Genomic DNA, 26,998 nt, shown 5'->3' with positions numbered 1-26,998 from the left:
AGAAATCGTGGTTACACGCGACCAAATTCGTGAGACGCTGTTAGAGTTGTTTGAGGCTGAAACCGGCGAACCACTCGATGCGTTGTCGGATGACCAGCATCTCGCCGAACAACTGGGGCTCGATTCCGTCGACATGGTCAGCCTGATCATGCAACTGGAACGACACTTCAAGATCCGGCTGACACACGAAGAACTGGCAGACGCGGTCTACGTCGGTCAACTGCTGGACATCGTTCTTGAGAAAGCCAATGCACCGAAGGAAGCCACCGGCTCGGACTCGGGCGAACCTCAAAGAATGGCTGCGTAACTCACTGACCGATCGCAAGGAAGAACATGTCGGCAACAATCACACCGCGTGGTGCTTCTCCGGAAGCCATTCGAAGTCATTACGATGTTGCCAACGAGTTCTACGAGCTCTGGCTGGACCCCACCCTTTGCTATTCATGTGCCCTCTGGGAAGGTGACGAACCCGATTCTGCACTGGAAACAGCTCAGTTAAGAAAGCTGGACTTCCACGCAAATCAGATTCGAGCAAAAGGTGCGGCCCGGGTTCTCGATGTCGGTTGCGGATGGGGGTCGCTCGTGCGACGCCTGGTCGAAACACACGGCGTACAGCATGCCACTGGATTGACACTCAGCGATGCGCAGGCCGCCTGGAGTGCCCAGCGGCCTGACCCGCGTGTCGACATCCGGATCGAAAGCTGGGTGGATCACCAGCCCGAATCCCCGTATGACGGGATCATCTCGGTCGGTGCCTTCGAACATTTCGCTAAGGCGGAGTTTTCGGATGAGCAGCGAATTGCCGCCTACCGCGCCTTCTTCCAACGATGCCATCAATGGCTGAAGCCGGGCGGACGGCTCTCGCTGCAGACAATTTCCTACGGAAATGTCGATGTGGCAACCGTCAAAGAACAGCCTGACACCAAGTTCTTCTTTGACGTCATCTTCCCCGAGTCAGTCTTGCCCACGATCTCGGACATCATCACTGCCAGTAACGGTCTGTTCGAAGTGGAACTCCTTCGCAACGACCGCGAACACTACGGTCGCACCTGCCAGATCTGGTACCGCACGCTCGTCGCCCGCAAGGCCGAAGCTCTGAAAATCGTCGACCAGGAAACGTACAACCGGTTCGTGCGCTATCTGAAACTCAGCGCCTTCGTCTTCAACGCCAGCTACACCGGCCTGCTGCGAATCGGTTTTCGCAAGTGGGACGAATCACGCATGGGCTAACGCCCGGCTTGGCCTGAGCAGGGCATGAGCGGTGAGACACGTCGTCGCTCGCGCATTCCGATTACCGCCTTGGGCCGCGGCATGTCCACTGGCTTGCCGCGAGCTAATTAAGGCTGGTGGATACCCGGACTGACGATCACCATCGCGCCGTGGCCCATCGATGACGATCCATCAGCCCTCTTCGCGCTGGCTAGGTTGACTCTGTACCGGACCGCGTGGTCCCCGGCAGTTCTTCTTTCGCAGACCATCGCTGCAGGATGAGGATCAACGCGCCCAGCCCTATGCAGCAAGGGCCTTCCAGCGCCGTCCACCACACGGGCATCCCTTCGGCCCAGTCGATCCCCATGACGATGCCCCCTTGCACCATCATCAGCCACGCAATCAAGGCGATGATGCGCGAACAGGCCTGAACGTCCGCGGCCAGATACCACAGCAGCAGCCCATAGCCGACATACCATAACGATGTGGATCGAGCGAGGTAGCCCGCAATGGGGTCGCTGGGAAAGTCTCCCATTCCCAGCGACTGATGACTGGCGTTAATCCAGCTTCGCGGCGCGACAACGGCGAGAAACGCGAACAGGTCGAGCACACCGATGGCTCGCAGCGTTGCAACCAGGTATCGACTTCGATTCGCCAAATGCAGAATCCCATTCGAAATTCAGTTTGCTTCCGAGTCACGGGCAACGGATCGACCTGCAGCGCCGCCAGACCTGTTACATCTGATCCGCGACACCGATGCCCAACAGGTCAAGCCCCTGCTTGAGAACCCGGGCCGTCGCGTCGCACAAGAGAAGTCGACTGGTGCGCAGCTCGGCCGGCTCGGCACTCAGCACAGGACACTCGTTATAGAACGACGCGAAGCAGTTCGCCGTGTCGTACAGGTACTGTGTCAGCAGGTTAGGACGGTAGTCGACCGCCACATCGGCCACCGCGTTGGCAAAGCGATTGAGCTGCAGAGCGAGCGCCCGTTCTGCGGCAGTCCCCAGAATGACCGGGTGGCCCCCCTGCCGTAAGGCCGACACATCCACTTCACCTTTCCGCAGAATCCCGCAGACGCGTGCGTAAGCGTACTGGTTATACGTGGCGGTATCCCCCGTGGTGGCCAGCATCTTTTCCCAACTGAAGACGTAGTCACTGTCACGGTTGTGATGCAGGTCGACGTAGATGATCGCTCCCATCCCGACAAGCACCGCGACATTCGCCCGTTCTGCCTCAGACAAGTGTGCACTGTTCTCATCAACGATCTTGCGAGCGTTCTGGATCGCCTCGTCCAGGAGACTTTCCAGTCCAATCGTATCGCCAGAGCGGGTTTTGTACGGACGGCGGTCTTCACCCAGCACCGTACCAAAGCTGACATGCCGGAACTCGGTCTTGTCGTAGCCCATCTTCTTCGCGGTCGCGAACAGCAACTGGAAATGCTCGCTCTGGCGTGAATCCACGACATACAGACAGGCATCGGCGGCCAGGGTATCGACACGGTAGCGGATTGTTGCCAGATCGCTGGTCGCGTAGGTAAACGCACCATCCGCCTTCTGAACAATAAACGGAGCCTCATTGCCGTCGACAAAGACGCACGTTGCCCCCTCACTGACGACGGCAAGATTCGCTCGCTTCAGTTCCTCAACAATCCCCGCCAGCATCGGGTTGTACCAGCTTTCACCCAGGGCCATATCAAAGGTGATACCAAACCGCTGATACATCACTTCCAGGGCGGCCATGCACTTGGGGACGAATTCATCCCAGAGCTGTTTATTCTCGGGATCGCCTGCATGCAGCTTCGCGGTTTCCCGCCGTGCCAGTTCGCCAATCTTCGGATGGGCATCCGCAAGTGACTTCAGTCGCTCATCCGCCGCAACAGCGCTGATCTTCTTTTCTGTCGAAGCGATTTCGGCTTTGAGGTCATTCAGCTCTTGCTCGGATCTCTTGGCGTACCGGGCCGCATCTTTGTCTGCAGGATTGGCCGCAGCAGCCTGACGAGTCGTCGTGACTGCGGCTTCTTTCACGGGCACGTCGGCGACCAGTTTCGGCAGATTCGCCACCATTTCGTGATAGTCGGAGAGCTGATTGACCAGACGGTAGAGCCGGGCCAGTTCCGGCACGGCATCACGCTGGTAGGCGGCATCGTCACGGAAGTTCTTGTATCCGTAAATAATCATCCCGAACTGGGTCCCCCAGTCCCCGACGTGGTTGTCTGAGAGGACGCGGTGCCCCAGGAATCGCAATACTCGGCAGAGAGCATTCCCGATCACCGTGCTTCGCAGGTGGCCGACATGCATCGGCTTCGCGACGTTGGGAGACGAATAATCGACGATCATCGTGCGCGGGCTCGTCGTCGCTGCCACACCCAGCCGATCGTCGCTGGCCAGTCTGGCCGTCTCTTCAGCCAGCCGTTCGGTCTTCAGACGGAAGTTGATGAATCCGGGTCCGGCAATCTCGGGAGGCTCGCAAAGATCCAGTACGTCCAGTTTTTCGACTAAAGCCGCAGCGACATCGCGAGGAGGCCGCTTCAGTTGCTTCGCCAGGGGCATCGCGCAATTTGCCTGAAAGTCCCCAAACTTCACGTCCTGAGAAGGCTTCAGCATCTCGACATACGATTCGGGCGAATCGGTCAATGACGCCAGGGAAGCCCGCAGGCGAGACCGCAACTCTGACAGAAAATCCATGAACAAAACCCATTGAAAGCCGGTGACCACATCCCATTGCCACAGAGCGCGCGTGGCTGAAGCGCCAAATTCTAGCGGCGATGATCGGCCGATACACCTGTCCGCCCTTCCGGAAGAGGGGTCCGTGGACTGGAGCGAGTCCCGTCACAACGGCCGGAACCTTTGTGGCTCCTGCGGGAATTGTCGAAAGGGGACTCTCTCCAGCCAGAACCAGCCACCGAGGCGCGGCTGATCGATTCATCGGTGCCCGATCGCATCAGCACTCTTCGATCGCCGCAGCGATGGGTTCGCTGGCATCGACGGTCGCTTCCGCTGCTGCTCCGAGGCTGATCGTCTCCGCCAACCCGGGGGTGACCTCCAGCGACCGGATTCGCCCCGCCAGCCAGAGACTGATCAACGTCGAGCCGGCAGCAATCCAGCCGACGAGACCAAACCGTTCCAGCAGTCCGTTTTCTGACTCCGAAATAATGATCCCACCGACGTAGGCCCCCATCCCGCTCGCAATGTGCTGCACGGAAGAGTTGGCACTGAGGAAGCCGCCACGGCGATGACGCTCGACACTGCTGGTAATCATGGTCATGGCGGCAATCATCCGCCCCACGTTACTCACCATGAGACTCCCAAACACGACGACCGCCACCGAAACAGCGACATGGGGAAGGTGCGTGATCGCCAGTAACAGCAATGCAGAAATCGGACTGATTGTCCTGAACACCGTCAGTGCTCCCCAGTGATCGGTCAGCTTGCCGATGGCCGACGCGGTGAACAGAGTCAGTCCACCACCTACCACATAGATCAACGGAAGCTGTTGCTCCGTCAGCCCCACGTTGGAAACGAAATAGGTGCTGACGTAGGGGAAGACAGTAAAGCTTCCCATCATCAGGGCCACGGTCAACGCAAAAGCATTCAGATGACTGGCGAACGAGAACGTTTCGGTCAGCGAACGAAGCGGGTGGGCATGCACCTGGTGGACGTGCCCATCCAGTCGCGGCATCGCAAACGGTGCCAGAAACAGAATGGGAACCCCCGCGATGACCAGAGCAATGAACGGAACCTGCCAACCATAGTTCGTGCCGAGAAACAGCCCGAGCGGCACGCCGGCGACGGAGGCCAGCGCAAACCCGGTCATGAGTGAGCCCGTCGCCCGGCCCCGCCGTTCCTCAGGAACGACGTCACCGATAATCGTCATCGCCATCCCTCCCAGCACACCGCCGAAGGCACCGGTGGCAATGCGAGCCGCGACAAGCGTGTGATAAGTCGGCGAAATGGCGCAAAGCAGGGTCCCCAGCAAAAACCCGGAATAAAGCACGAGAAATGAGGTCCGGCGGGGAAAGCGATCCACGATCGAAGAGGCGACGAGGCCCGACAGTCCTGCCGCAAAGGTATATGACGATACGATCAACCCGAATTCGGCCGGACCGATCTGGAGAGTTCGCATCAATTGGGGCCCCAGCGGCATCACGATCATGAAGTCGACGATCGTGGTGAACTGGACCGCCGCCAGGATCAGGAGAATCAACCGCTCTCGGCGCACAGCGGCCCGAGAATCCCCATCCGATATCCCAGCCATTTGCTCTCCCTCTTCCCGCTTCACAAAGATCCATCCTCACAACCACAGCTCAGGTGACGGGACGCCGCTGGAGTGTAGAAGGTTCGGAAGTGTCCAGCATTGCGAAACTCTTTCAACTTCGAAAGAAATAGCGAAGCCAGAAACAGGTGTCGAAAACTCACCCAAAGCTATGGACTACGCGGGTTTGTTACGCCCATCGGGGAGATTACTCAGGAAGGTGACAGTTGCACAGGCGCATTTGGACAAACGAATCCACGACGGCCGTTTTGAGCAGAGTCCTCTCCCGGCCGGACTGCCCGCTCGACCGGACTCCATCGACAGCCGCCACTTCGTTTATCGAGACTCGTCAATGCGATAGAGGTGCGTGGCGGTCCGAATATACAACGAGTCACCTGCGACGGCCGGGGTCGCCATCAGTTCTTCATGATCCATCACATTGACCGCCAGCTTAGAGAACTGACGACCGACTTCGATCACCGTCGTGACTGAGTTTTCGTCGAAGAAGTAGACCCGTCCTCGGGCGTAGAGGGGCGAGGCGGAAAACTTACCGCTGATCCGTTCCTGCCAGACCACCTTTCCGGAGGTCGCTTCCAGGCATGTGGCAACTCCGTCCGAACTGATCAGGTACAGCAGGTCATCTACCAGCAGCGGCGAGGGGCGCGACGGCATAGTCTTGGTGTGCTTCCAGGCGATGTGGGTCTCCGTGATATCCCCTGCCCCTCCCAGCTTCACCGCCCAGAGTTCGGGGTTGATGTAGGCGTTGATCAGGTAGACCATCCCGTGCCCGTAGACAGGTCGAGGAGCGATCGACCAGCCACCGTAGGTCACCTTCCAGAGTTCCTTTCCAGTACCGATGTCATAAGCCATCGTCCCCCGCGCTCCCACGCTGACCAGTTGCCGCTGCCCCTCTGATTCAACGACGATCGGAGTTCCGTAGCACTTGCGCAGGTCAGGTCGAACATCCTGAAAGTCGGCGGAGCGATCCGTCTTCCAGACGGTGCTTCCAGTGAACTTGTCGAGAGCTACGACATACTGCACATCCCGGCCGTCGACATTGAAGATCAGCAGATTATCGACCAGCATGGGCGAGCTGCCCGCTCCTTCGTGGTGATCACAGTTCAAATCCCGCCGCGTCCAGAGGACTTCGCCCGATTCCGTTTGAATGCAAGCAGTACCATAGGTGCCGAAATGCACATAGACTCGCCCCTCCTCAATGACCGACGTCGGCGAGGCGTAGCTGTTCATGGCAGCAATGGGCTGCGGGGTTTCGACATCGAATAAGTGCAAGTCGTGAATGACCCGACCGGACGCACGATCGACACAGACTGCATAGCACTTGTGCCCATCCGCCGTAGCCGTAGTCAACCAGATCTGATCCTTCCAGACGACGGGTGAAGACCAGCCGCGATCATGGATCGGCGTTTTCCAGACAACATTCTGCTGGCCGTCCCAAGTCAGAGCCAATTTCTGTGAGTCGCTGTGACCATCTCCCAACGGCCCGCGAAACTGCGGCCAGTTGTCCGCCCCCTGCGAAATCGATGAAGAAAGCAGGAACACGAACATCGCAAACAATCGACGCATCGTTGGCTTCTCCGGTCTTGGAGTCAAAACTTTCCATTGCGTTGCCGCGGTGGCGGGGCAGGCGGCGCGATATCAAATGTGAAGAGTCGGGGGACCTGTAACAGCAGCGTCGCATTCACACGGTCAATCTCGTCGCAGGGCCGTTTCGCCAACCAAATTAACAGTCCCTGAGCGTTGTGCAACTCGCCGTCTAATTCCTGCCCCCGCGGATCTTTCACAATGATGTAGGGAAACCGGTCCCCGGCCCCTGTCACTGAAAGTACGAAATGTGGTCGTGGAAGAGTTAAATTCAAACTGACTTTGACGGGGGACTGAAGTGGTCGACTGACGGGACCGTTATTCAGTGTCCCACCGGCAGCGAACGATTGCGGCCCGGCCGGGGCTACTAGAAACGTCCCTTCCAATGCTCCCTTCGTCATGTGTTTCAGTTTCCACGGCAGGGTGAAGGGAAAAGGTGCCTCCCCCGGTCCCTGGTAGGAATAAGACCCAGCGCGGCCAGCCCCCATTAGCTTCACGACCAGCGTTGAATCACCGTCTGTTTCCGTCAATTCAATTCTTGAATCAGAACTGGTGCTGCTCTTCCCGTTGAACGAAATCCCAGGAATTTCTACGACGTCTGCGGACGCGAGAGTGGCAGGATTACGGCAGATCAGGGAAAGCCCCAGTCTCCAGGTCTCGTTGAATGGCGAAATCGTGCAGTGTTGCAGTGGTGCGACAACACCGATGTTCGATTCGACGTACGCCTCGGCTTGGCTGACGACCAGCACCGACTCCAGTAAAGGTGCCCCACCTGTATAAGGGATCCAGTCGTTCGATACCCTTCCATCCACGGTCACGGTGTATTCCGGATCCACCTTGAGAGCATCGCCGGGCCACGAATTGGTAAATTCCTGGTCCGGCCATTCCGCTTTCACCCGAAACAATTCAACGGTCATATTGCCGTCTTGTTCTTTCGCTGGCAGTTGGCGGGGACTCCAGCTCTGCAATCGGTCCTTGGGAACAGTATAGAAAATCTGCGAGCTTCCGAGCGTGCTCTTGTTACTGTTTAAAAGATCAACTTTCAGCGTCCCGGAGGATGACGGCATTTCCACGGCAAAACATGGCGGCAGGTCCAATGGTCTAAAGCCGGCAGGCAGGCGTCCGGAAGAACCGTGCATATGAGTTAAGTCACCAGCCGTCCGCCACCCTCGTTCGTCAGTCAGAATCATCCAGAAGGGAGTTGCCTCTGATACCTGGCGTGACCAATCAAAAGTGTGCCAGAAAAGGATCATTGGCAAGGTTGTGCGAGACACAATATTGCGATTCGACACAGCAATTTGTCGATTAACCCGCGTCAGCCACTTATTGGCCCAGATTTCGGCCGACGTCAAGCCCCACGGTGCTTTGTAGTAGGAATGTTCTTTACCGACTGTCGTCTTGTGAATTGTAAACTGACTTCCCTCGGGAAGTCTGATTATGGCGAGCGGCCTTTCCCACATCATCTCTCTTCCGAGCAGCAGCAGACAGCCGCACCCGACGATCAGGAAAATTCGCTTTCGCCAACGGCGCCGAGTTCCTGAAGCGACTCCAGTTCCGTCATCCGTCATTGAGAATCCTTTCTTCTCGCCGTTGCGCCTCGGCCGGCCAGACACAGGGGAGATCCATTCGAATGACCCGAAGAGAGTGATTAACCAGCGTTACTTCGACTGCGGTGAGATTCCGTTTCGATGACTAATGGCCACAACTAATCCCAAGCGTGATCCGCACCTGGTAGAACACCACGGACGGCATATCGCTGAACTCACTCAAATTGACGTCCTTGCCTCTGCGGACGGGGTGGAACAGCCGGGGGGGCCACTTCGAAGGTAAAGTATCGAGCGTCCTGCAGAACGACCGTGGCATCGATCCGATCAATTTCGGGATAGGGGAGCTTCGCCACCCAAATGAGCAGGCCCTGGATGTGATAGAGATCCCCTTCCAACTCTTGACCGTTGCTTGATTTGATCATCACGCAGGGTGACCGTACTCCCATGTCCGTTACTGACATGACCAGATGGGGACACTGCGCTGTCAGATTGAGATTCACGGTCACGGGATTAAGAGAAGACCACGCGGAAACGGTACCGGGTGCCCGTGGGACGAAGGTTGACTGGATCGTGCCGTCGAGTCGGTTTCGTGTCAAAAGCGATAAAGGTACCGTGTTGGGGTATGCAGTAATTGCTTCGCTCTCCGCAGCGTAAACAAAGGAACCATCCCTCCCGGCACCGAGAAATTTCAGACTCGGGGTGCCAGCAGGTGGAGGATCGGTTGATTCTGCAATTGCAGCAATTCCCCCTTCGATTGAAATGTCTGAAAACACCTGAACGTACGCAGAGTCATCTTTTCCGGGATTGCGACAAACCAGCGGAAGACGCAACTTCCAGGCGGACTGATAGGGCGAAACAGTGCACGAGTCCAAGGGGGCCACTCCCCCCAGGACCGATTCAACCGACGCGACAAGCGGCTTTCCCGCGTACCCGGACTCCAGCGTAGAAAGCTTTGTGGTGACGTACGTCCAATCCCTGGACTCAACGCCATTCACCTTGACGACGATTTCAGGAGTCACCGTCAGACTGTCGCCAAACCAGAGATCATTTTCGTCGCCAGACCAGTCGGCTTTCAGTCCTACCAGGGTGACAGTCAGATCCACGTCTTCCGCGACCGCGGGTAATGCCCTCGTCGTTCGAGGCTCGTAGAACTCTGCGGGGACGGAATAGGCGAGTGAAGTACTGCCAAGAGTTCTTCCTGTCGAATTCAATAGCTCCAGTTTCACCTGAGGACCTGTGACAGGAGCTTCCATTGCAAATTGATAAGGCTCCACCCGCTGGTGAGATGACACGGACGCAGTTTCCGGCTGATTGCGTAAATATTCGAAACCAGACAGGTTCACAGACGTCCGCCAGCCATTCTGGTCCGACAAGATCGCCCACGCGGGAGTCGCATCCGAGTCGTCTGCAGCCCAGTCGAATTCATGCCAGACACAGACGGTGGTTGACTGACTGTGAACGGTCACGCCACGTTGATTTACCGGCAAAATTTCTCGACCGATGCGTGCCAACCATCCGTTTAAACGGACCTCTAACGAAGTCAGACCACTTGCAGCAGTCGAGTTGTAAGAGTGCAACGTCCCAACCGTTAGTTTGTGAATGCGGAAAGCCTTCCCATCGGGAAGGTCAACCTTCCCGATGATGGCTTCGCTGGATGGCCACATGCCGAACCACAGCAGAAGCCCGCCCATCGCGACGAGCAAGATCCAGCGTTTCCGGAAGCGGCGTTCCGACGGGGCCTTTTCCGAACCCATATTTTCGTCGTCGCTAGCCATCGAGACTCCTTCCCCGACTTTGTCACGCCGCTGCTAACGTGCAAGAACTGACCCGCATGATCCATCGTGCAGTCGATATCAACGTTACCTTGAATCATGCCACCTGGCAATGACACGCCGTCTTTAGTCTTTTCACACACCATCTCATCGCTGCGAGTGCCACTGGTTCCATTTCCGCCCCGAGTGTCATTTTCTGCAAACAGACTATTCCAATTCTGTCTTATTTCAGATATTTTGTCTCTACCCATTCCGGGCAGATCGTTCTACTCGATTCGCCTCACTCACCTCTCAGGAGCTCTTATCATGTTTCGCTCCGCTGGCATTCGCCCTCCGCAGACCGTGACACAGTATTGCTTTGCAGGCATCGCGATGGGTGCCATCTGGCTGGCCGAAAGTGCGGTTGTCGCCTGGTACTGCCAACCTACTGAAGCACAGATTGCGCAGGGACGGGCACTCTTTGAACACAAATGGACCGAGAACGACCCCCTGTCGGGACAGGGGGACGGATTGGGGCCCGTTTTTAACGCCACGTCGTGCGTCGAATGCCACTTTCAGGGAACGGTCGGAGGAGCGGGTCCTAACAAGCTCAACGTCAAAACCTTCGAAATCCTGCCGACGAAGAAGGAACCACTCCCTCTGTCAGGCGTCGTACATGCCTCAGCCGTTCGCCCCGATCTGCTGGAATCCGCCTCCACAGTGCGTCGCCACAATCCCATCGTCAAAAATGGCATGAAGGTGATCGGCGGCTGTCGGATCGACATTGTTGATTTCGATCCAATTCACTACGACACCAGTAATACGCCCGCGTTATTCGGAGCCGGGCAGATTGACAAGATTCGAGAAGTCGCCATTCGCGGGCAATCGCTGCGTCGATCCGTGACCAGTTTGACTCGGGAATTTGATCTCGACTTCAAATCAACCCCGACGGGTCGTGTGCGGATCCTTCCTGACGGGCGGATCGGAAAGTTCGGCTGGAAAGCCCAGTTTGCCACACTGAAGGAATTCGTCGCGGCCGCCTGTGCGGGAGAACTGGGGCTCTCGAACCATCTCCGGAAGCAACACGTGGCGCAGGAGTATCGCGAAGACACGGATGCCGAACTCGATATGACCCGCCAGCAGTTCGCGGCCCTTGTGGCCTACGTCGAAACAATCCCTGCACCTCGACGGGAACGACCGGGCGATGTGACGCAGACGACGGTTGTTGAAAGGGGTGAAGCCCTGTTTTCGTCAGTGGGTTGCGCCGACTGTCACATCCCCGATCTGGATGGCATCCAGGGGATTTACAGTGACTTCAGCCTGCACAGCCTGACAGACGAAGCGAATGACGGTTACTCCAAAGTCCCCGATGTTCCATTGCCCGACGATCATCCGAAACTCAACGAATGGAAGACGCCGGCCCTGTGGGGTGTCGCCGACTCGGCCCCGTATTTTCACGACGGAGGCTCGCCTGATCTGCCGAGTGCGATTGAGCGGCATGGCGGAGCAGCACGCCATGTTCGCGAGAAATATCGCGCACTGCCTCAACCCGATCAGCAGGCACTTGTCTCATTCCTGAAGACGCTCAGGGCTCCTCTTCCCTGATCCATTCCAGCGATGGCGGCCGCACGTTGTCGATCGGACAACCCTTTCTGCGGGATTGCGGCGTGCGGTCGATATCAGCCTGACGTGAATATCCAGACGTGAATACGAAGCGAAGGAAATGCCGGAGCTCCCGCGGTTCCGTTCGAATCACCTCCCCCGCAAAGTCGGGGCGAGGTGATTTCGTCCTGGAAGAGGCTGTCAGTTGCCGGAAATGAGACGTGATGCTCGGCACCGGCCGGAACGGACTCAGTTCAATTCACTTGCTGGCAGCCTGCCCACGCTGTCTCGCTCAGAGGTTATCTCGCTTGATCAGATCAGGGCCATCCCCCAGCACCTTCTCATAGCTTCCAGTCGATGACTTCTGATACTTGGTGAAACCGAGTTTTTCCAGGTTTCGGTTGCTGATGTCCCCTTTGATGGGGCCGCCCATCGGCCGAGGCACGCTGGCGGCCGAGATGATCCGTTCCACGGGCTGCCCCGTCTCCGGATGCGTAGTCAGCGCGGGCTCACCGATTTTCTGAAGAACTTCGAAGACCTGGCCATGCGAGCCATCGTCATTCACTACAGCATACTCATACAGCGGCATTTCTCTTCCTTGGGTTCATCGTTCGCAAGTCAAAACAGGATCGACCGTATCAAAGGTTGAGCGACGAATCTCGATCAGGGGTCTGACCGGAACGGTCGAGTTCCATCTGGTCTACTCAACCGAAACGCGTCTTCTGCAGTCTGACAGAGGACGCGCTGTGCATGTCGAACGCGTTGCACAGCGGTCCCGCCGGTCAGCAGAGGAATTATTTGGTACCAGGAGCAGCGGGCTTCTTGACGATCGTCGGTGGGATTTTGGCCCCCTCGGGATAAAACTTCATGGAAAGGGAGTTCACGCAGTGACGAGTATTCTTCTTCGTCATCCCTTCACCGAGAAAGACGTGTCCCAGATGTCCGCCGCAGTTTTTGCAGAGGATTTCGGTCCGATCTCCATCGGCATCCAGCACCCGCTTAACGGCTTTGGGAATCTCATCATCGAAACTGGGCCAGCCGCAGTGGCTCTCAAACTTGTCTTTGGAATGATAGAGCGGTGCATTGCAGCGGCGGCAGACGTAGGTGCCGGGATCCTTTTTGTCCGTGTACTCGCCCGTAAAAGCGCGCTCGGTCCCTTTTCTCAGGATGATCCGTTGCTCTTCCCGCGTGAGCAGGTTGTATTCGGTTTGAACTTTTGGTTCTTCAGCGGTTTCGTCGTCCTGGTTTGCGTCCACAGTCTTAACCTTCTTTTCGGGCGTGGCGGAAGAAGTCGCTGAACCGGATTCCGCCCCTTTTTCGGGCGGAGCTCCGTTCACATTGTATCCCACACTCAACAGCCCGATGACGACCGCGACAAGCCCCACGGCCTGCACGAACTTCTGACTTCGCATTGGCATCGAAATGACTCCCTCTCCAGAACATACCACTCGATCCTCCAACTCGACAGGAGAACTCTTTTCAGAATCCCCCTCTCACCACACGACCGATCATCGATCCCGGGCGAGCCACCCTCCAGTTGGCGTCATTCGTTCCGTCTCGTGAATGATCCACCTGCCGCGATCACCTGGAAGTGTGATTCTCTGGTGAACCCTTCCGGCGTTCCGCAGCAGGGGACTGACACTTCTTCATTGCCCTCTATTCACAGCCCTCTTTCACTGACCTCTTTCACTGACCTCTTTCACTGACCTCTTTCACTGACCTCTGACATATCAGGATAATTCTACTCGATCCTTCCCTCATTGAATTGTATTCGAGTCCCTTTTTGTGGAAATGCATGTTCGACAGGTCTTCCCACATTTCCCCTGACGAAGAGGATTCCTCGCGTGCTCGTGTCGATGATGTCCATTCTACCGATTCACGTCACATCCCTTGTAGAAAGGGGTCCTTCTCCACCTCCCGGCAGCCCGCCCGATCACAACAAATCAACTCAACCCATTTACGCACAACAGGTTGCGTGACCGCTACACCAAACCCCGAACACCTGTAACCGTCACATTCCCACAACCGTTTCGGGCATACGCCCTTGCCGATTGTGCGAGGCTCAGGAACACTTCTCCGCCAGCCGCCCCTGACCGCCTCGCTAACGCGAAGTCCCCTGCACGAGACTGATCCATGCCCCGATTTGCGATCCTGATCCACGATCATCCGTTCCTGCACTGGGATTTTCTGCTGGAAGGGGACGAGGAGTGTCGGACGTGGAGGTTGCTGTCACCCCCGGATGGATCCTCTGATGAGATCCCGGCGGAAGCCCTGCCCGCCCATCGGCTGCTCTATCTGGACTACGAAGGTCCGGTGAGTGGTGGACGAGGGACGGTCACCCTCTGGGACCGGGGCGTGTTCACTTGGCAGATCAATGAGCCAGACCACTGTGAAGTATGCCTGTCTGGCCACAGGTGCCGGGGTCTCGTTCGTCTGGAAAAAAAAGAGGGCGACTCGTGGAGCGTGATTTTTGACCAGGAAATTGACGGGCTGCGACACTAACCGCCCGCACGTCGCCGTCTGTCTCATTCCCCTTCCATAAGCGGCAAATGCGAGTGGAAATCGGGGGATCGGGCGATTTCCCGCAGTCATCAGCAAGCGTTGCTGGTTTGGGAATCACCCACCGCATATGTTATGTAGAGAGTCGCCTGTCAGTCGCGGTCGCGGAATCCCACGCACCCGTTCGCCTTTCGTCAACCGGACGGCGGGGCGATCACGGCGTTCACCGGGCGCGTCGTCAGGAAAAATCACAAGCCTCAGCGTGCGATCCGCTCGCCCCGTCCACAACCAGAATCAGCCCTCATGCCGAAGTTGCCGCCTGATATCCGAATGATGATCGATCAACTCTGCCAGAAGGGGGATAAGTTCGCGCAGATCGATCAACTTCATGACGCCCTCGATCAATACGAGGCGGCCTGGGAGCTGCTGCCAAACCCCAAGCAGCAGTGGCCGGCGGCCACGTGGATCCTGATGGCGGCTGGCGACATCTATTTCGCACACCGGCATTTCGGACCGGCGAGAGACGCACTTCAAGAAGCCCTCGACGCACCGGGGGGAGAAGACAACGAATTTCTCTGGCTGCGGCTGGGCCAGAGCCTGTTCGAGCTGGGCGACCTGAACGGTGCCGCGGCGGCTCTGGAGACAGCGTGGCGTCTGAACGGTGAAGAACTGTTCGTCGACGAAGACCCCAAATACCTCACTTTTCTGAAAACGCAACTGGGACATCTCAGAAGTCAGTCGGGGCCAAAATCGAGTCGATTCAACCGGCCATTACAGTAAATTGCCAATTGACGACGTGAAGCAGGCGCGGCTACAAGTCTGTCAGATCTGTTGCTGATTTCATCCTAGTCTGCATGCCTCATGATCGCCCGCGGTGAGGTCTGCCGAGTTCCAGAAGAAACGATTCGTCATGTCCACGGAAGAGAATTCCTCCTCAACGACGCCGACCAATTTTATTCGCGACCTGATCGATGCCGACAACGCGTCAGGACGGTTCGGCGGACGAGTCCATACCCGCTTTCCTCCCGAGCCGAACGGTTATCTGCATATCGGCCACGCCAAATCCATCTGTCTGAATTTCGGGCTGGCCATCAAGTACGGCGGTCAGTGCAACCTTCGTTTCGATGACACTAATCCCACGAAGGAAGATGTCGAGTACGTCGAATCGATTCAGGACGACGTTCGCTGGCTCGGTTTTCAGTGGGACAACCTGTTCTACGCCTCCGATTACTTCGAAACGATCTACCAGTACGCCGAAAAACTGATCGAGAAGGGCCTCGCCTACGTCGACAGTTGCTCGACCGAAGAAATTCGCCAGATGCGCGGCTCGCTGACGCAGCCGGGAACGCCCGGGCCGTACCGTGATCGGACCGTGGAGGAAAACCTGGACCTGTTCCGACGGATGCGAGCGGGCGAATTTCCGGACGGAGCACATGTGCTGCGAGCCAAAATCGACCTGGCGCACACGAACCTCAATATGCGGGACCCCCTGCTCTACCGGATTCGGCACGCCGAACACCATCGGACCGGGAAGGCGTGGTGCATCTATCCGTTGTACGACTTCACCCACGGCTACAGTGATTCGCTGGAGCAGATCACCCACTCGATCTGCACGCTGGAATTCGAGAACCATCGTCCGCTGTACGACTGGCTGATTGATGTGCTGGACCTGTACCACCCACAGCAGATCGAGTTTGCCCGACTCAACCTGACTCACATGATGATGAGTAAGCGGAAGCTGCTGGAACTCGTCGAAACCAATGCGGTTTCCGGCTGGGACGATCCCCGCATGCCGACCATCGCGGGGATTCGCCGACGGGGCTACACCCCCGCCGCCATGCGGGCCTTCTGCGAAGAAATCGGGGTGACCAAGTTCAACGGCCTGACCGAGATCGTCGTCCTCGAAAACGCCGTCCGGGCGGATTTGAACAAGACATCCAACCGCGTCATGGCGGTTATCAATCCGCTGAAAGTCGTCATCGATAACTATCCGGATGACCTAGTTGAAGAAATGGAAGCGATCAACAACCCGGAAGATCCTTCCGCTGGAAGTCGCCTGGTGCCGTTCTCGAAGACGCTCTACATCGAGCGGGACGACTTCATGGAAGACCCGCCGAAGCAGTTTTTCCGGTTGTCACCCGGCCGCGAAGTTCGATTGCGCTGGGGCTATCTTGTCACCTGCACGAGTGTGGTGAAAGATCCCGCCACGGGCGAGGTCACCGAAGTTCACTGCACCTACGACCCAGCCACCCGCGGAGGGAACGCGCCGGACAACCGCAAGGTGAAATCGACCATTCACTGGGTCTCTGCAGCGCACGCGGTGAGCGCCGAAGTCCGGCTTTACGACCACTTGTTCTCGATTGCGAATGTTGCCGACATCCCCGAGGACGAAGACTGGAAGGACTACCTCAACCCCAAATCGCTGGTGGTCGTTCCTGATGCCAAGCTGGAACGTTCCCTCGCAACGGCGAAACCCCTCGACCGGTGCCAGTTCGAGCGGATCGGCTACTTCTGTGTCGACAAGGAATCGACGCCGGACAAACTGATCTTCAACCGCACGGTCACCCTGAAAGACGACTGGGCCAAGATCCAGAAGAAGCAGGGTAAATGAAGTTTCAGCCCCAAGGCTGAACTTCCGATTCGATTTCAACGGGGAGTGGCGGTGGAAGACAATTCTTCCCGCCACTCCCTTTCTTTACGCGTCGATTGCATGGCAATACATCAGGCTCCGCGGCATTCCAGTAACCTGATAAACAAGCCACCATCGACGCGGAGATTCCTGAAGCAGGAACTTCGACGGCAACACCGGCACGGCGTGTCCTGTCGCGGCCCACTCAGCTGAGTCGATTGTCGATTCGATCCCGCCAGTCACTGCTCTCAGCCACGGAAGAACAGGAACGTGACGGCGACAAAAATGGGAATCAGGATCCCGCCTGAATACAGCATGTATCCGAAGAAGCTGGGCATTCTCACGTTATTTTCTTCGGCAATCGCTTTTACCATGAAGTTAGGGCCGTTACCGATATAGGTATTCGCTCCCATAAAGACCGCACCACACGAAATCGCTGCCAGAATCTTTGCCGTCTCAGCCGCTTCCGGCAGATTCAGGAAGTGGTACAGATAACGTCCCTGCTCGGCATCGACGCCATACATCCCGCAGGCGGTCACCGCAAAGGTCAGATAGGTTGGTGCATTGTCCAGGAAGCTCGACAACGCACCTGTCGCCCAGAAGAACTCGGCAGGGGAATCGACGCCTAATGTCTTCCCTTTGACATTTAATATTGCCAATGCAGGAATCATCGTAATGAAGATCCCCGCGAACACGACGGCGACTTCAATGATAGGTCCCAGACCGAACCGATTCTTCTCGCGAGTGGCCGACGAAGTCATCAAATAGCAAAGTAAGGTGGTCAGAGTCATGAGAATCTCTTGCACGCCAAACGGCCAGCCGTCACCGCTTCCCGGCAGGAACTTCTCGAAGAACTCTTTCCCATAGCCCTGACCCGAACAGAAGATGATCGCGACGATTGCCGCGAGCCCCAGGAAGTTATGGGCTCCTTCAATACCGAACGGCTCTTTCTCAACGGGCGTCTCTAAATCTGCCTGCTGTTCCGGTGAAGGGGCTTCGAGTCGAATCGCAATGGAGTCCCATAAAAAGAAGATGACAAGCAGCACCGCATTCACAAAGGCCCACTCCGGTAACAGTCGGAACGTCCAGGTGAAAGGGACGCCTTTGAGGAACCCGAGAAACAGCGGAGGGTCACCCAGAGGAGTCAGCAAGCCGCCGCAGTTGGAGACAACGAAGATGAAGAACACGACAATATGAGTGACGCGGGTCCGTCGCTCATTCGCTCGCAGCAAGGGACGAATCAGCAGCATCGAAGCCCCGGTCGTTCCCACAAAACTGGCGATCACCGCCCCCAGTCCCAGGAACAACGTGTTCACGAAAGGAGCCCCTTTCAGGGATCCCTTCACATAGACGCCGCCGCTGATCACAAACAGCGCCCCCAGCAGAACCAGGAATGAGAGATATTCCTTACCCGAATGCTCCATCGCCTCAAGACCGCTATGACCGAACGTCATCAGGTAGGCGATCACCGGCAATCCCAGGACGGCAACAATGATTCCCTTGTTTCGATTGTGTTCCCACCAATGAGGATTCATGAGCGGGAACAAGGCAATACATAACAGCAATAATGCGAATGGCGCGACCGCTGCCACATTCATCAGTTCGCCCAGCTTTTGAGGTGGGTGATCACCCGCCGGGGTTTCGGCCGCCAGGGCGGAACTGAAGCTCATGGAAAGAACCAGCAACAGAGTGATCAGGAATCTCATGGGCGGTGAATTCATTAAAGTGCACGAAAGAATCAGTCGGTATTCCGGCGAGCGCATCACATTCAATCCGAAGACTTCGCTCGTGTCGAGTCCGGTTAGCCGCGCCTCGAGAGGATATGAAGAGAAGACCTCGCTCGGGGGGCTCCACGGGTCAGCCCGACCCCCGAAGGCCCCCGCATAATTGAAAATCGTCAGGAGCAAGGAACGAGGATTGTTGGTAACTTAGCTGCCCGCCAATAGCGTGGATGGAACTGTCTGCCACGAACTGACCACAGACGAAAGAATTCATTCTTCATGAAAAAGCGATCCTGTCCGACGCCTGAAGCGCGAGTTCGATTTGGCTTGGGCGTCGTTGATATCACCCCTCCGATCGGAATCTATCATCGGATGTTCGGAGCGGCAGCACATGATCGCGCCACCGGAATCCATCGCCCGCTGCAGGCTGACGTCATCGCCATCGGTGGAGTCGATCAGGGTCGTCCCGATTTTATCCGCGTCGTCCTCGATCACTGTGGCTTCGTCGGCAGACAGCACCGGGAGTTCATTCGCCGTGTCAGCGAGGCGGCGAATCTTCCTGCCGAACAGGTCGTCGTGGGTTACTCGCACACCCACTCCGGCGGCTGGTACATGCCCGACCGCTTCGGCCTGGAAGGGGGTGAACTCATTCCCGCCTACCTGAGTAATATCGGCGATCAGTTGGCAGCAGCAACCCGATCAGCAATCGCGGACATGAAAGTCAGTCATCTCTCGTACGCAACCTCACGCTGCACGCTCGCGGCCAATCGGGACTACTGGGACGAAGACTTTGGCCGCTTTGTCTGTGGTTACAATCCCGAGGGAGTCGCTGACGACACGGTGACCGTTGCTCGGATTTCGACTGACGAAGGCTCGCTTCGCGCGGTGCTGGTTCACTATGCCTGTCACCCGACGACGCTCGGCTGGGAAAACAGCCTGATCAGCCCGGACTACGTTGGAGCCTTACGCGAAACCGTCAGCCAGGCGACCGGCGTCCCCTGCGTCTACTGGCAAGGGGCCTTGGGAGACCTTGGGCCGCGTGTCGGTTTCGTTGGTGACGTCTCGGTCGCAGACCGAAACGGCCGATTACTGGGATTTGCCGCATTGTCCGCCCTGGAGTCCCTGGGACCTTGTGAAACGGAGTTCCAGTACGCAGGCCCCGTCATCTCGGGAGCCACTCTCGGGACGTGGAAATATGCCCCCACAGACCCGTCACGCCGCGAGCGCCAGGCCCGTGTGAGCGGTACTCGTCTTGCCATTCCGTTTCCACTGAAACCGCACGACGACCCGGAAACGCTAGAGCGGGAACGGGTGAAAATGGAGGACCTCGCTGCACAGGCCCACCAACGAGGTGACGTGGTCGCCGCACGCGACTGTCGAGCTAAAGCGGAACGTGCCAAGCGAGCTCTTGGACGGTTGGCCAATCTTCCTCCCGGCGATACCTATCCTCTTTCGGTATCAGTCCATGTCGTCGGTGAATCGGTCTGGATCACTTCGGGAGGCGAACCGTATCAGGTGCTGGCGAAAGAATTGAGAACCCGCTTTCCCCACCTGACCGTCCTGTACTCTCCTCTGGCGGATGGGGTGGAAGTGGGATACCTGCTGCCGGAAGGGGAATATGGAAAAGGGCTCTATCAGGAAGAGCCGACAATCCTCCCTCGGGGCAGTCTCGAAGTCCTCCGCGACACACTCATTCAAAAGGTCGAGAAGTTGCTCGAAGAGAGTTCCCCTCAGACCTCCTGTGCAAAGCCCTGACGTCACCGAAATAATCGGCCGTGACAATCGGGTTCGAGTCCCCGGTGCCGTCATGGAGTCACTGGCGCAGTCGCGTCCGTGGCTGCAGACGGCAGGACCGAAGTCGTTCTTCGGAAAGCCGGAGGCCGATTCGCTGAGCTGAACCACGTCAGCGAATGCACGATGACAATCTTACAGACCACGCGGGATGACGAATCCGTATTCCGCCCAGTGTCGCGGAAGTGGGGCCTCCAGACGAATGTCGTCATAGCGAACGGGGTGCTTCAGAACGAGGCGCCACGCGTGCAACCCGATGGGCGAGACCTGGGGGTTGTAGTCTCGACCAGCCTCGTCAGTCAGCACCGCACCGTATTGTTTGTCTCCCACAATGGGCCACCCGCGTGAGCCAAACTGGACGCGGATCTGATGCATCCGGCCCGTGTGCAGTTCGATCTGCACCAGGGCCCGCTTTCCCTTGACGGCGATGACTTCATAGTCCAGCACCGCCTGCTTGCTCCCCTCTGTCCCTCTTGAGACGACCGAGACGTGTGCCGCCGTGGCATCTTTTAATAACCAGTCGGTCAAAGTTCCTTCCGTTGGCAAAGGAACCGACTCGACGACGGCGAGATACGTTTTACGGATGGATCGATTTCGAAACTGCTCCGCCAATCGGTCGGCCGCTTTGGAGTTTTTCGCGAACACAACCACTCCCGAGACAGGCCTGTCCAGCCGGTGCGGAACCCCCAGATACACGTTTCCCGGTTTGTGATGCTGCTCCTTCAGATACTGCTTGACCAGCCCTTCCAGGGATGCCTGGGCATGCGGTACCCCCTGCGTGAGCAATCCTGAGGGTTTATTCAGCGCAATCAGAGGACCATCTTCGCGCAGAATCTCGAGCCTGGGGACACGTGCGCCACTGCCAGAATCAGATGAGGGGAGATCAGAGGACATCAGTGGCACCTTGCAGACGAGTTCAGGGGTAAGACGCTTTTCCCGCTGAGTTCGTCAAAATCGGATGGAGATCACAGGAATCGGTCGTCGCAAATAATCGGCAGAGTGTATGTGACCCGTTGCCGAAGACAACTCCACTTGCCGAAGACAACGCCATGGGGTGACGTCACCAATTCGTATGGTCATCGGGGTCGAATCCTGAGACGATAAATCGAGCAGGACGTTTTCCGCCCTCAACACCGACTCCATCGAGACAATCTCTGTTGCTTTTCAAACGGGATTTACGGAGATTCTCGGAGTCCGGTTTGAATTGACCATTCACCAATTTGCAGCCCACGAGCTTGAAGGAAGGCGTTTGTGAACCTGAAAGAGTACATTCGGAACGTGCCAGATTTTCCTAAGCCCGGAATCATGTTCCGCGACATTACCCCCCTTCTTTCGGCACCGGCTGCGTTTCAGTATGCCATCAAGCAATTTGCTGACAAATTCCGCGAGGCGAAGCCCACCGCAATTCTGGCGGCCGAGTCGCGAGGTTTCATCTTCGCCGCACCGCTCGCCGTAGAACTGGGAGCCGCATTCGTCCCCGTCCGGAAACCGGGCAAACTTCCGTTTAAGACCCGCAAGTTTCAATACGATCTGGAATACGGCAGCGACTCGCTCGAAATGCACGTAGATGCCATCGAACCCGGTAGCCGCGTTCTGCTGGTCGACGATCTGCTTGCCACCGGTGGTACGATCGAAGCCTGTGTCCGTCTGGCCGAAGAAAGCAAAGCCTCTGTGATTGGCTGCGCGTTTCTCATCGAACTGACATTCCTGAATGGTCGCGACAAGCTGAAAAACCAGGATGTCTTCAGTCTGCTGAAGTACGATGGCGAACTCTGATCATCAGGCCCGCGATTACAGGAACGGAGTCGGGTGACAGGATTTTCGAATCGGCAGGCAAGTTGACCCGTTCGCGGAATGAAACCTGAAGACCCTTCTCGATGTTTAATCACCCGACCCGGGCCATGGGGCCAGTCGATTACTCTTCGTCGGAGACGAACATGCCACCCCTCACCACGGCGCGCAACGGATTCTGGCTGACCGCGAAGGTGCCTGGGTGGCTCTCTGCCCTGCGATCGCGCTTCATCACGCTGAGCCTGTTCCTGGGGACGCTGATTCCCGTTAATCACGCCTGGGCACAGGTTCGTGAGAAGGGACTGCGGCCAAACCCTCCCGCCTCCGTCACCTCCCGCTTACCGGCTCCCAAAAAGCCCGCTCCGAAAAACACCATCGTTGAGATGGAGCTATTACAGGACGCAGACGGCGGGGGATTACACGCGCAGAAGTGGCTGAAAGTTCTTGAGCCGCTCGACGTTTCTCTGAGGGTGCATCGCCCGATTGGTGCGGACAAACCGGAAATCAAGGAACGGGAAGTCGGGAACACGCGTTACGTCACGGCCATCGGGACACTCGATCGATCAGGAAACATCTTCTTTCCCGATCGATCATTCTCGCTCAGTGAAACAACCAAACTGGCCGAATGGATTCAGGAACTCCGTACCTACGGCATGAAGGGAACTCCTGTCGGACAACCCCTCTGGGGATTGTCTGAAGAACAGTTCGCCAAGCTGTACGACAAACTCGTCAAGCCAATCGATTTCAATACAGAGGAGATGCTGCTGAAGGATCTGATTTCGAAGCTGCCGCTCCCACCAGACGTTCCCGTACGCTGGAGTTCCGACGCCAAAGAACGGCTCGAACGACGGGGCGCACAAGCCCAGGCGCGGCACGAATTGAACGGTTTCAGCACAGGTCTTGTGCTTGCCGTGGCACTGAACGAAAACGGACTCGGCTATCGCCCCAATCGGACATCCGCGGGATCGATCGAATTACTGATCGAGACACGCGACACCAAATCCGATCAATGGCCGATTGGCTGGCCGGTGAAGCAGCAAATCTTCAAAGCCGTTCCCAAACTCTTCGAGATGGCTCCGATCGAGTTGTCGGATGTGGAGTTGGCAGATGTGATCGGCGCGATCTCTGACCTTTCCGAGACCCCCATCCTGATCGACTACGCCGAGCTGGAATCCAGACAGATCGATCTGGAAAAAATCAAAGTTTCGTTCCCGCGAAAGATGACCAGTTGGGGGCTTGCGCTGCGGCAGGTGGTCGTTCCACAACGTCTGACACGTGAGTTCTGGCAGGACGAAGCGGGCCGCGTGTTTGTCTGGATTACGACCACGCGTGCAGGTCGCGCAAGGGACGAGCGATGAACGGACGACTCGGCTTCAAGAACCTCGGACTGGGTGTCGGACTCAGGACGGTCCATTTCGACCATATCCTGACGGAAGAGCCCCAGGTCGACTGGTTCGAAGTCATTTCTGAAAACTTCATGGACTCGCAGGGGCGACCTCGTTATGTGCTTGAGCAGATTGCCGAACGTTACCCGGTTGTCATGCACGGAGTCTCGCTGTCGATTGGAAGCACGGATCCCCTGAACTTTGATTATCTGGATCGCTTGAAGCGACTGGCTGCGGACGTACAGCCTCACTGGATTTCGGATCACCTCTGCTGGACCGGAGTGGCGGGAATCAACACCCATGACCTTCTGCCCTTGCCCTACACGGAAGCGTCACTTCGGCACGTGGTTGAGCGAATCCGGATCGTGCAGGACGTGCTGGAGCGACCGCTGATTCTCGAGAATCCCAGCAGCTATGTCACGTTTGCCGCGTCGACACTGCGCGAGTCCGAGTTTATCGCTCGCATGGCAGAGGAATCGGGATGTGGCCTGCTGCTCGATGTCAACAATGTTTTCGTCTCATCACAAAATCATGACTTCGATCCGTTCGAATATCTGAATGAGATTCCCTGCGAGCGCGTGGTTCAAATGCATCTGGCGGGGCATACCAACTGCGGTACGCATCTGATCGACACCCACGACGGCCCGGTTATCGACCCCGTGTGGGAACTGTTTCGTCGGGCGTACACCGCCACGGGAGGTGTCGCTACGCTGCTGGAATGGGACGCGCAGATCCCCCCCTTCCCTGTCGTGCATCAGGAAGTTTTGAAAGCAAAGCAGATCTTGTCCTCTTCGCCAGCGAAAGACGGCGGAAAAAATTCATTCGATCATGCGGGTGAGCAGCCGACTTCTGCTCATGAGACGGTGCCCCATCCGGCCCTCGTCGTCGTTGCGGAAACCGACTAAACTCGACGAGGTCCCCCGCGGGAGAGACGGGCGATTGCAGGACCTGCCAGCACGATCCCCCGGTGGGTGCAACCCCTGATTGTGCAGACTGCAGCGGCCAACTGCAGCCCCCTGCACTCATCCCGCGTAGGGCATTTGAACGATTAAGATGCCGTCCTCTTCGACGTTACCCCATTTGATCGAATGTTGGAGTTCGTGAATGAGTTTCCATGGAAGTCCAGGCCCGGTTCAGTTTCCTCAGACTCGCATGCGACGCCCGCGCCGATTTGACTGGTCCCGCCGAATGGTGCGAGAGAACCAGGTCACCGTCGATGACCTGATCTGGCCCGTCTTTGTTCAGTCGGGAAAAAATCAGCGTACGCCCATCGCATCCATGCCGGGTGTCGAACGGCTGTCGATCGACCTTCTCGTCGATGCGGTCTCTCGCGCAGCAGACCTGGGAATTCCCGCCATCGCACTCTTCCCTGCGACCGAGCCCGAACTCAAAAATGAAGAAGCGACCGAAGCGGTCAATCCCGACAATCTCGTCTGCCGCGCAGTCCGCGCCATCAAAGAGCGAAACCTGAATCTGGGCATCATCTGCGACGTGGCGCTCGATCCTTATACGTCACATGGTCAGGACGGTCTGGTGCGAGATGGCTATGTCGTCAACGACGAGACTCTGGAGATGCTTTGCCGGCAGGCGACCGTTCAAGCACAGGCTGGCTGCGATACTATCGCCCCGTCGGACATGATGGATGGCCGCATCGGTGCCGTTCGAAAAGCACTCGACAAGGCTGGCTTTGATCACGTGCAGATCATGGCTTATGCGGCAAAGTATGCCTCAGCATTTTACGGCCCGTTCCGCGACGCCGTCGGCTCAGCGACCAGCCTGGGACAGGGAGACAAGCGAACGTATCAGATGGATCCTGCCAACGGCGATGAAGCACTTCGGGAAGTGGCACTCGACATCTCGGAAGGCGCCGACATGGTGATGGTGAAGCCGGGGATGCCGTATCTGGATATCGTTCAACGGATCAAAGCCAGCTTTGGTGTCCCCACGTTTGCATATCAGGTGAGCGGCGAATATGCGATGATTGCGGCGGCTTCACAGAACGGCTGGCTCGATCGCTCGAAGGCCATGCTGGAAAGCCTGCTGGCGTTCAAACGCGCCGGAGCGGACGGAGTGCTGACGTATTTCGCCGTCGAAGTCGCGGAGGGACTGAGGTCCCCGTCAAGGTCATAATCAGAACCTGTATGACAGGAAGGTAGCGGCGACACATCCGGGGCGGGATCAGGGTTTTCTCGCTTCTCACATCTGGTATGTTCTCGCGATGACAATACACACCGACAGGAGTTTGAACAGCATGATGCGAGTGGCGGTTATTGGGGCCAGGGGGCAATTAGGAAGCGATCTGGTTGCTCGCCTGGGAGCGCAAGCGATCCCGCTGGGGCACGCCGATATCGACATCTCGGATGCGGCGAGCGTCACCAGCGTCCTGGACCGCGAACGTCCCAACGCTGTGATCAACTGCGCGGCTTACAACTTCGTCGACAAGGCAGAAACCGAACGGGAAGCGGCCATGTTGACCAACCGTCGCGGCCCCGGACTGCTCGCCGACTATTGCCGTGAGCACGACCTGAAACTGGTCCATGTCGGAACTGACTATGTCTATGACGGCCGCACGGGGAACCGCCCCTGGAAAGAAGAAGACGAGCCGCTGCCGATCAGCACCTATGCCGCCAGCAAATATGCAGGCGAACAGCTTGTCAGAGCACACTGCCCCCGGCACTTCGTCGTCAGGACCTGCGGTCTTTACGGGCGAAACGCCATGCACGGCAAAGGGAACTTCGTCGAAACGATGCTGCGACTGGGACGGGAACGTCCCGAGTTGAAAGTGGTCGAAGACCAGCGCTGCACCCCGACCGCAACCGCCAATCTCGCTTCCGCCATCCTTGACCTGGTCAAAACAGAAGAGTACGGCCTTTATCACGCGACGAATGCAGGGAGTTGCTCATGGTACGAATTTGCCAAAGAGATCATGCGACAATCGCACCTTCCGACGAACGTCATTCCGATTACCACGGCAGAGTACGGTGCACGGGCACGACGTCCCCACTACAGCGTACTGGATTGCTCAAAACTGGAGCGGGTCCTGGGCTGGAACATGCCTACATGGCAGGAAGCATTAGCCACCTATCTCATCGAGCGTCAACGCCCCATCTGACATAATCAGAACAGTCGCTGCATCAGAAATCTTCCTTCAACTCGAATGCAAAGGCTCCAGTTTCGGCAAATCTTACCTAAGCCAATCAAGCAGCTCGCGCTGTCAGGT

General features: G+C 57.2%; 22 protein-coding genes. 12 read left to right on the top strand and 10 right to left on the bottom strand.

From position 1 onward, the window contains the following. Positions 1–7 precede the first annotated feature (7 nt). On the top strand, positions 8–307 hold the full coding sequence (locus ACGY09_RS17540) for an acyl carrier protein (RefSeq protein WP_373653685.1): 300 nt from the start codon (positions 8–10) through the stop codon (positions 305–307). Positions 308–333: 26 nt separating this feature from the next. After that, a complete protein-coding gene (locus tag ACGY09_RS17535) occupies positions 334–1,230 on the top strand; it encodes a class I SAM-dependent methyltransferase (RefSeq protein WP_397568737.1) in 897 nt (298 codons plus the stop codon). Between the two features lie 190 nt (positions 1,231–1,420). On the opposite strand, the gene ACGY09_RS17530 is transcribed toward ACGY09_RS17535, so the two are convergent. The 6 genes from ACGY09_RS17530 to ACGY09_RS17505 form a co-directional block, all read right to left on the bottom strand. Then, positions 1,421–1,867 (bottom strand): hypothetical protein, encoded by a 447-nt coding sequence (locus ACGY09_RS17530; protein WP_397568736.1) that lies wholly within the window; start codon positions 1,865–1,867, stop codon positions 1,421–1,423. A 76-nt stretch (positions 1,868–1,943) separates the two neighbouring features. Then, positions 1,944–3,893: an arginine--tRNA ligase gene (gene argS / locus ACGY09_RS17525; protein ID WP_397568735.1), complete on the bottom strand. Its 1,950-nt coding sequence runs from the start codon at positions 3,891–3,893 to the stop codon at positions 1,944–1,946. A 256-nt stretch (positions 3,894–4,149) separates the two neighbouring features. Further along, complete coding sequence (locus ACGY09_RS17520) at positions 4,150–5,463, bottom strand: MFS transporter (RefSeq protein ID WP_397568734.1); 1,314 nt, start codon at positions 5,461–5,463, stop codon at positions 4,150–4,152. Between the two features lie 333 nt (positions 5,464–5,796). Beyond that, entirely contained in the window at positions 5,797–7,044 is a 1,248-nt protein-coding gene (locus tag ACGY09_RS17515) for a PQQ-binding-like beta-propeller repeat protein (RefSeq protein ID WP_397568733.1), read from the bottom strand. A gap of 23 nt (positions 7,045–7,067) precedes the next feature. Next, positions 7,068–8,630 (bottom strand): hypothetical protein, encoded by a 1,563-nt coding sequence (locus ACGY09_RS17510; RefSeq protein WP_397568732.1) that lies wholly within the window; start codon positions 8,628–8,630, stop codon positions 7,068–7,070. 194 nt (positions 8,631–8,824) lie between these two features. Further along, positions 8,825–10,384, bottom strand: coding sequence for a hypothetical protein (locus ACGY09_RS17505; protein WP_397568731.1), 1,560 nt, complete (start codon positions 10,382–10,384; stop codon positions 8,825–8,827). A gap of 303 nt (positions 10,385–10,687) precedes the next feature. Between ACGY09_RS17505 and ACGY09_RS17500 the strand changes: the two genes are divergently transcribed. Then, positions 10,688–11,965 carry a di-heme oxidoredictase family protein gene (locus ACGY09_RS17500; RefSeq protein ID WP_397568730.1) on the top strand — a complete coding sequence of 426 codons (1,278 nt, stop codon included), beginning with the start codon at positions 10,688–10,690 and terminating at the stop codon, positions 11,963–11,965. A 289-nt stretch (positions 11,966–12,254) separates the two neighbouring features. On the opposite strand, the gene ACGY09_RS17495 is transcribed toward ACGY09_RS17500, so the two are convergent. Together ACGY09_RS17495 and ACGY09_RS17490 are read right to left on the bottom strand one after the other, a co-directional pair. Continuing rightward, positions 12,255–12,551 carry an FmdB family transcriptional regulator gene (locus tag ACGY09_RS17495; RefSeq protein WP_397568729.1) on the bottom strand — a complete coding sequence of 99 codons (297 nt, stop codon included), beginning with the start codon at positions 12,549–12,551 and terminating at the stop codon, positions 12,255–12,257. A gap of 205 nt (positions 12,552–12,756) precedes the next feature. Next, positions 12,757–13,380 carry a methionine-R-sulfoxide reductase gene (locus ACGY09_RS17490; protein ID WP_397568728.1) on the bottom strand — a complete coding sequence of 208 codons (624 nt, stop codon included), beginning with the start codon at positions 13,378–13,380 and terminating at the stop codon, positions 12,757–12,759. A gap of 715 nt (positions 13,381–14,095) precedes the next feature. Between ACGY09_RS17490 and ACGY09_RS17485 the strand changes: the two genes are divergently transcribed. The 3 genes from ACGY09_RS17485 (at position 14,096) to ACGY09_RS17475 (ending at position 17,072) form a co-directional block, all read left to right on the top strand. Continuing rightward, on the top strand, positions 14,096–14,464 hold the full coding sequence (locus ACGY09_RS17485; RefSeq protein ID WP_397568727.1) for a DNA polymerase ligase N-terminal domain-containing protein: 369 nt from the start codon (positions 14,096–14,098) through the stop codon (positions 14,462–14,464). A gap of 300 nt (positions 14,465–14,764) precedes the next feature. Beyond that, positions 14,765–15,241: a tol-pal system YbgF family protein gene (locus ACGY09_RS17480; RefSeq protein WP_397568726.1), complete on the top strand. Its 477-nt coding sequence runs from the start codon at positions 14,765–14,767 to the stop codon at positions 15,239–15,241. A gap of 130 nt (positions 15,242–15,371) precedes the next feature. After that, a complete protein-coding gene (locus ACGY09_RS17475; protein WP_397568725.1) occupies positions 15,372–17,072 on the top strand; it encodes a glutamine--tRNA ligase/YqeY domain fusion protein in 1,701 nt (566 codons plus the stop codon). Between the two features lie 266 nt (positions 17,073–17,338). On the opposite strand, the gene ACGY09_RS17470 is transcribed toward ACGY09_RS17475, so the two are convergent. Next, on the bottom strand, positions 17,339–18,796 hold the full coding sequence (locus tag ACGY09_RS17470; protein ID WP_397568724.1) for a sodium:proton antiporter: 1,458 nt from the start codon (positions 18,794–18,796) through the stop codon (positions 17,339–17,341). A 294-nt stretch (positions 18,797–19,090) separates the two neighbouring features. On the opposite strand from ACGY09_RS17470, the gene ACGY09_RS17465 reads away from it, so the two are divergent. After that, positions 19,091–20,566: a neutral/alkaline non-lysosomal ceramidase N-terminal domain-containing protein gene (locus ACGY09_RS17465; protein ID WP_397568723.1), complete on the top strand. Its 1,476-nt coding sequence runs from the start codon at positions 19,091–19,093 to the stop codon at positions 20,564–20,566. Between the two features lie 171 nt (positions 20,567–20,737). Here the strand turns inward: ACGY09_RS17465 and ACGY09_RS17460 are convergent, their stop codons facing one another. Further along, positions 20,738–21,496: an RluA family pseudouridine synthase gene (locus tag ACGY09_RS17460; RefSeq protein WP_397568722.1), complete on the bottom strand. Its 759-nt coding sequence runs from the start codon at positions 21,494–21,496 to the stop codon at positions 20,738–20,740. A gap of 357 nt (positions 21,497–21,853) precedes the next feature. Between ACGY09_RS17460 and ACGY09_RS17455 the strand changes: the two genes are divergently transcribed. The 5 genes from ACGY09_RS17455 to rfbD all read left to right on the top strand — a co-directional run bounded on the left by ACGY09_RS17455 (position 21,854) and on the right by rfbD (position 26,890). Beyond that, the gene (locus ACGY09_RS17455; protein WP_397568721.1) at positions 21,854–22,378 is read left to right on the top strand and encodes an adenine phosphoribosyltransferase; all 525 of its coding nucleotides are present in this window, start codon (positions 21,854–21,856) and stop codon (positions 22,376–22,378) included. A gap of 161 nt (positions 22,379–22,539) precedes the next feature. Next, on the top strand, positions 22,540–23,751 hold the full coding sequence (locus tag ACGY09_RS17450) for a hypothetical protein (RefSeq protein WP_397568720.1): 1,212 nt from the start codon (positions 22,540–22,542) through the stop codon (positions 23,749–23,751). After that, positions 23,748–24,683 carry a DUF692 domain-containing protein gene (locus ACGY09_RS17445; RefSeq protein ID WP_397568719.1) on the top strand — a complete coding sequence of 312 codons (936 nt, stop codon included), beginning with the start codon at positions 23,748–23,750 and terminating at the stop codon, positions 24,681–24,683. Before ACGY09_RS17450 ends, ACGY09_RS17445 begins: the two co-directional genes overlap by 4 nt. 199 nt (positions 24,684–24,882) lie before the next feature. Further along, positions 24,883–25,908, top strand: coding sequence for a porphobilinogen synthase (hemB, locus tag ACGY09_RS17440; RefSeq protein ID WP_397568718.1), 1,026 nt, complete (start codon positions 24,883–24,885; stop codon positions 25,906–25,908). 121 nt (positions 25,909–26,029) lie between these two features. Continuing rightward, positions 26,030–26,890 carry a dTDP-4-dehydrorhamnose reductase gene (gene rfbD, locus ACGY09_RS17435; RefSeq protein ID WP_397568717.1) on the top strand — a complete coding sequence of 287 codons (861 nt, stop codon included), beginning with the start codon at positions 26,030–26,032 and terminating at the stop codon, positions 26,888–26,890. The last annotated feature ends 108 nt before the right edge of the window (positions 26,891–26,998 follow it).

The organism is Schlesneria sphaerica, from assembly GCF_044336245.1.
In the GTDB taxonomy this organism is placed as follows: domain Bacteria; phylum Planctomycetota; class Planctomycetia; order Planctomycetales; family Planctomycetaceae; genus Schlesneria; species Schlesneria sphaerica.
The sequence above is the reverse complement of the archived record's forward strand: the minus strand, read 5'-3'. Positions and strand labels throughout refer to the sequence as shown.

What these genes read in the sequence shown, in the direction of transcription:
- ACGY09_RS17535 (WP_397568737.1), top strand. Translation starts at nt 334, where the DNA reads ATGTCGGCAACAATCACACCGCGTGGTGCTTCTCCGGAAGCCATTCGA.
- argS (WP_397568735.1), bottom strand. Translation starts at nt 3,893, where the DNA reads ATGGATTTTCTGTCAGAGTTGCGGTCTCGCCTGCGGGCTTCCCTGGCG.
- ACGY09_RS17520 (WP_397568734.1), bottom strand. Translation starts at nt 5,463, where the DNA reads ATGGCTGGGATATCGGATGGGGATTCTCGGGCCGCTGTGCGCCGAGAG.
- ACGY09_RS17515 (WP_397568733.1), bottom strand. Translation starts at nt 7,044, where the DNA reads ATGCGTCGATTGTTTGCGATGTTCGTGTTCCTGCTTTCTTCATCGATT.
- ACGY09_RS17510 (WP_397568732.1), bottom strand. Translation starts at nt 8,630, where the DNA reads ATGACGGATGACGGAACTGGAGTCGCTTCAGGAACTCGGCGCCGTTGG.
- ACGY09_RS17505 (WP_397568731.1), bottom strand. Translation starts at nt 10,384, where the DNA reads ATGGCTAGCGACGACGAAAATATGGGTTCGGAAAAGGCCCCGTCGGAA.
- ACGY09_RS17500 (WP_397568730.1), top strand. Translation starts at nt 10,688, where the DNA reads ATGTTTCGCTCCGCTGGCATTCGCCCTCCGCAGACCGTGACACAGTAT.
- ACGY09_RS17495 (WP_397568729.1), bottom strand. Translation starts at nt 12,551, where the DNA reads ATGCCGCTGTATGAGTATGCTGTAGTGAATGACGATGGCTCGCATGGC.
- ACGY09_RS17490 (WP_397568728.1), bottom strand. Translation starts at nt 13,380, where the DNA reads ATGCCAATGCGAAGTCAGAAGTTCGTGCAGGCCGTGGGGCTTGTCGCG.
- ACGY09_RS17485 (WP_397568727.1), top strand. Translation starts at nt 14,096, where the DNA reads ATGCCCCGATTTGCGATCCTGATCCACGATCATCCGTTCCTGCACTGG.
- ACGY09_RS17480 (WP_397568726.1), top strand. Translation starts at nt 14,765, where the DNA reads ATGCCGAAGTTGCCGCCTGATATCCGAATGATGATCGATCAACTCTGC.
- ACGY09_RS17475 (WP_397568725.1), top strand. Translation starts at nt 15,372, where the DNA reads ATGTCCACGGAAGAGAATTCCTCCTCAACGACGCCGACCAATTTTATT.
- ACGY09_RS17470 (WP_397568724.1), bottom strand. Translation starts at nt 18,796, where the DNA reads ATGAGATTCCTGATCACTCTGTTGCTGGTTCTTTCCATGAGCTTCAGT.
- ACGY09_RS17465 (WP_397568723.1), top strand. Translation starts at nt 19,091, where the DNA reads ATGAAAAAGCGATCCTGTCCGACGCCTGAAGCGCGAGTTCGATTTGGC.
- ACGY09_RS17460 (WP_397568722.1), bottom strand. Translation starts at nt 21,496, where the DNA reads ATGTCCTCTGATCTCCCCTCATCTGATTCTGGCAGTGGCGCACGTGTC.
- ACGY09_RS17450 (WP_397568720.1), top strand. Translation starts at nt 22,540, where the DNA reads ATGCCACCCCTCACCACGGCGCGCAACGGATTCTGGCTGACCGCGAAG.
- ACGY09_RS17445 (WP_397568719.1), top strand. Translation starts at nt 23,748, where the DNA reads ATGAACGGACGACTCGGCTTCAAGAACCTCGGACTGGGTGTCGGACTC.
- hemB (WP_397568718.1), top strand. Translation starts at nt 24,883, where the DNA reads ATGAGTTTCCATGGAAGTCCAGGCCCGGTTCAGTTTCCTCAGACTCGC.
- rfbD (WP_397568717.1), top strand. Translation starts at nt 26,030, where the DNA reads ATGATGCGAGTGGCGGTTATTGGGGCCAGGGGGCAATTAGGAAGCGAT.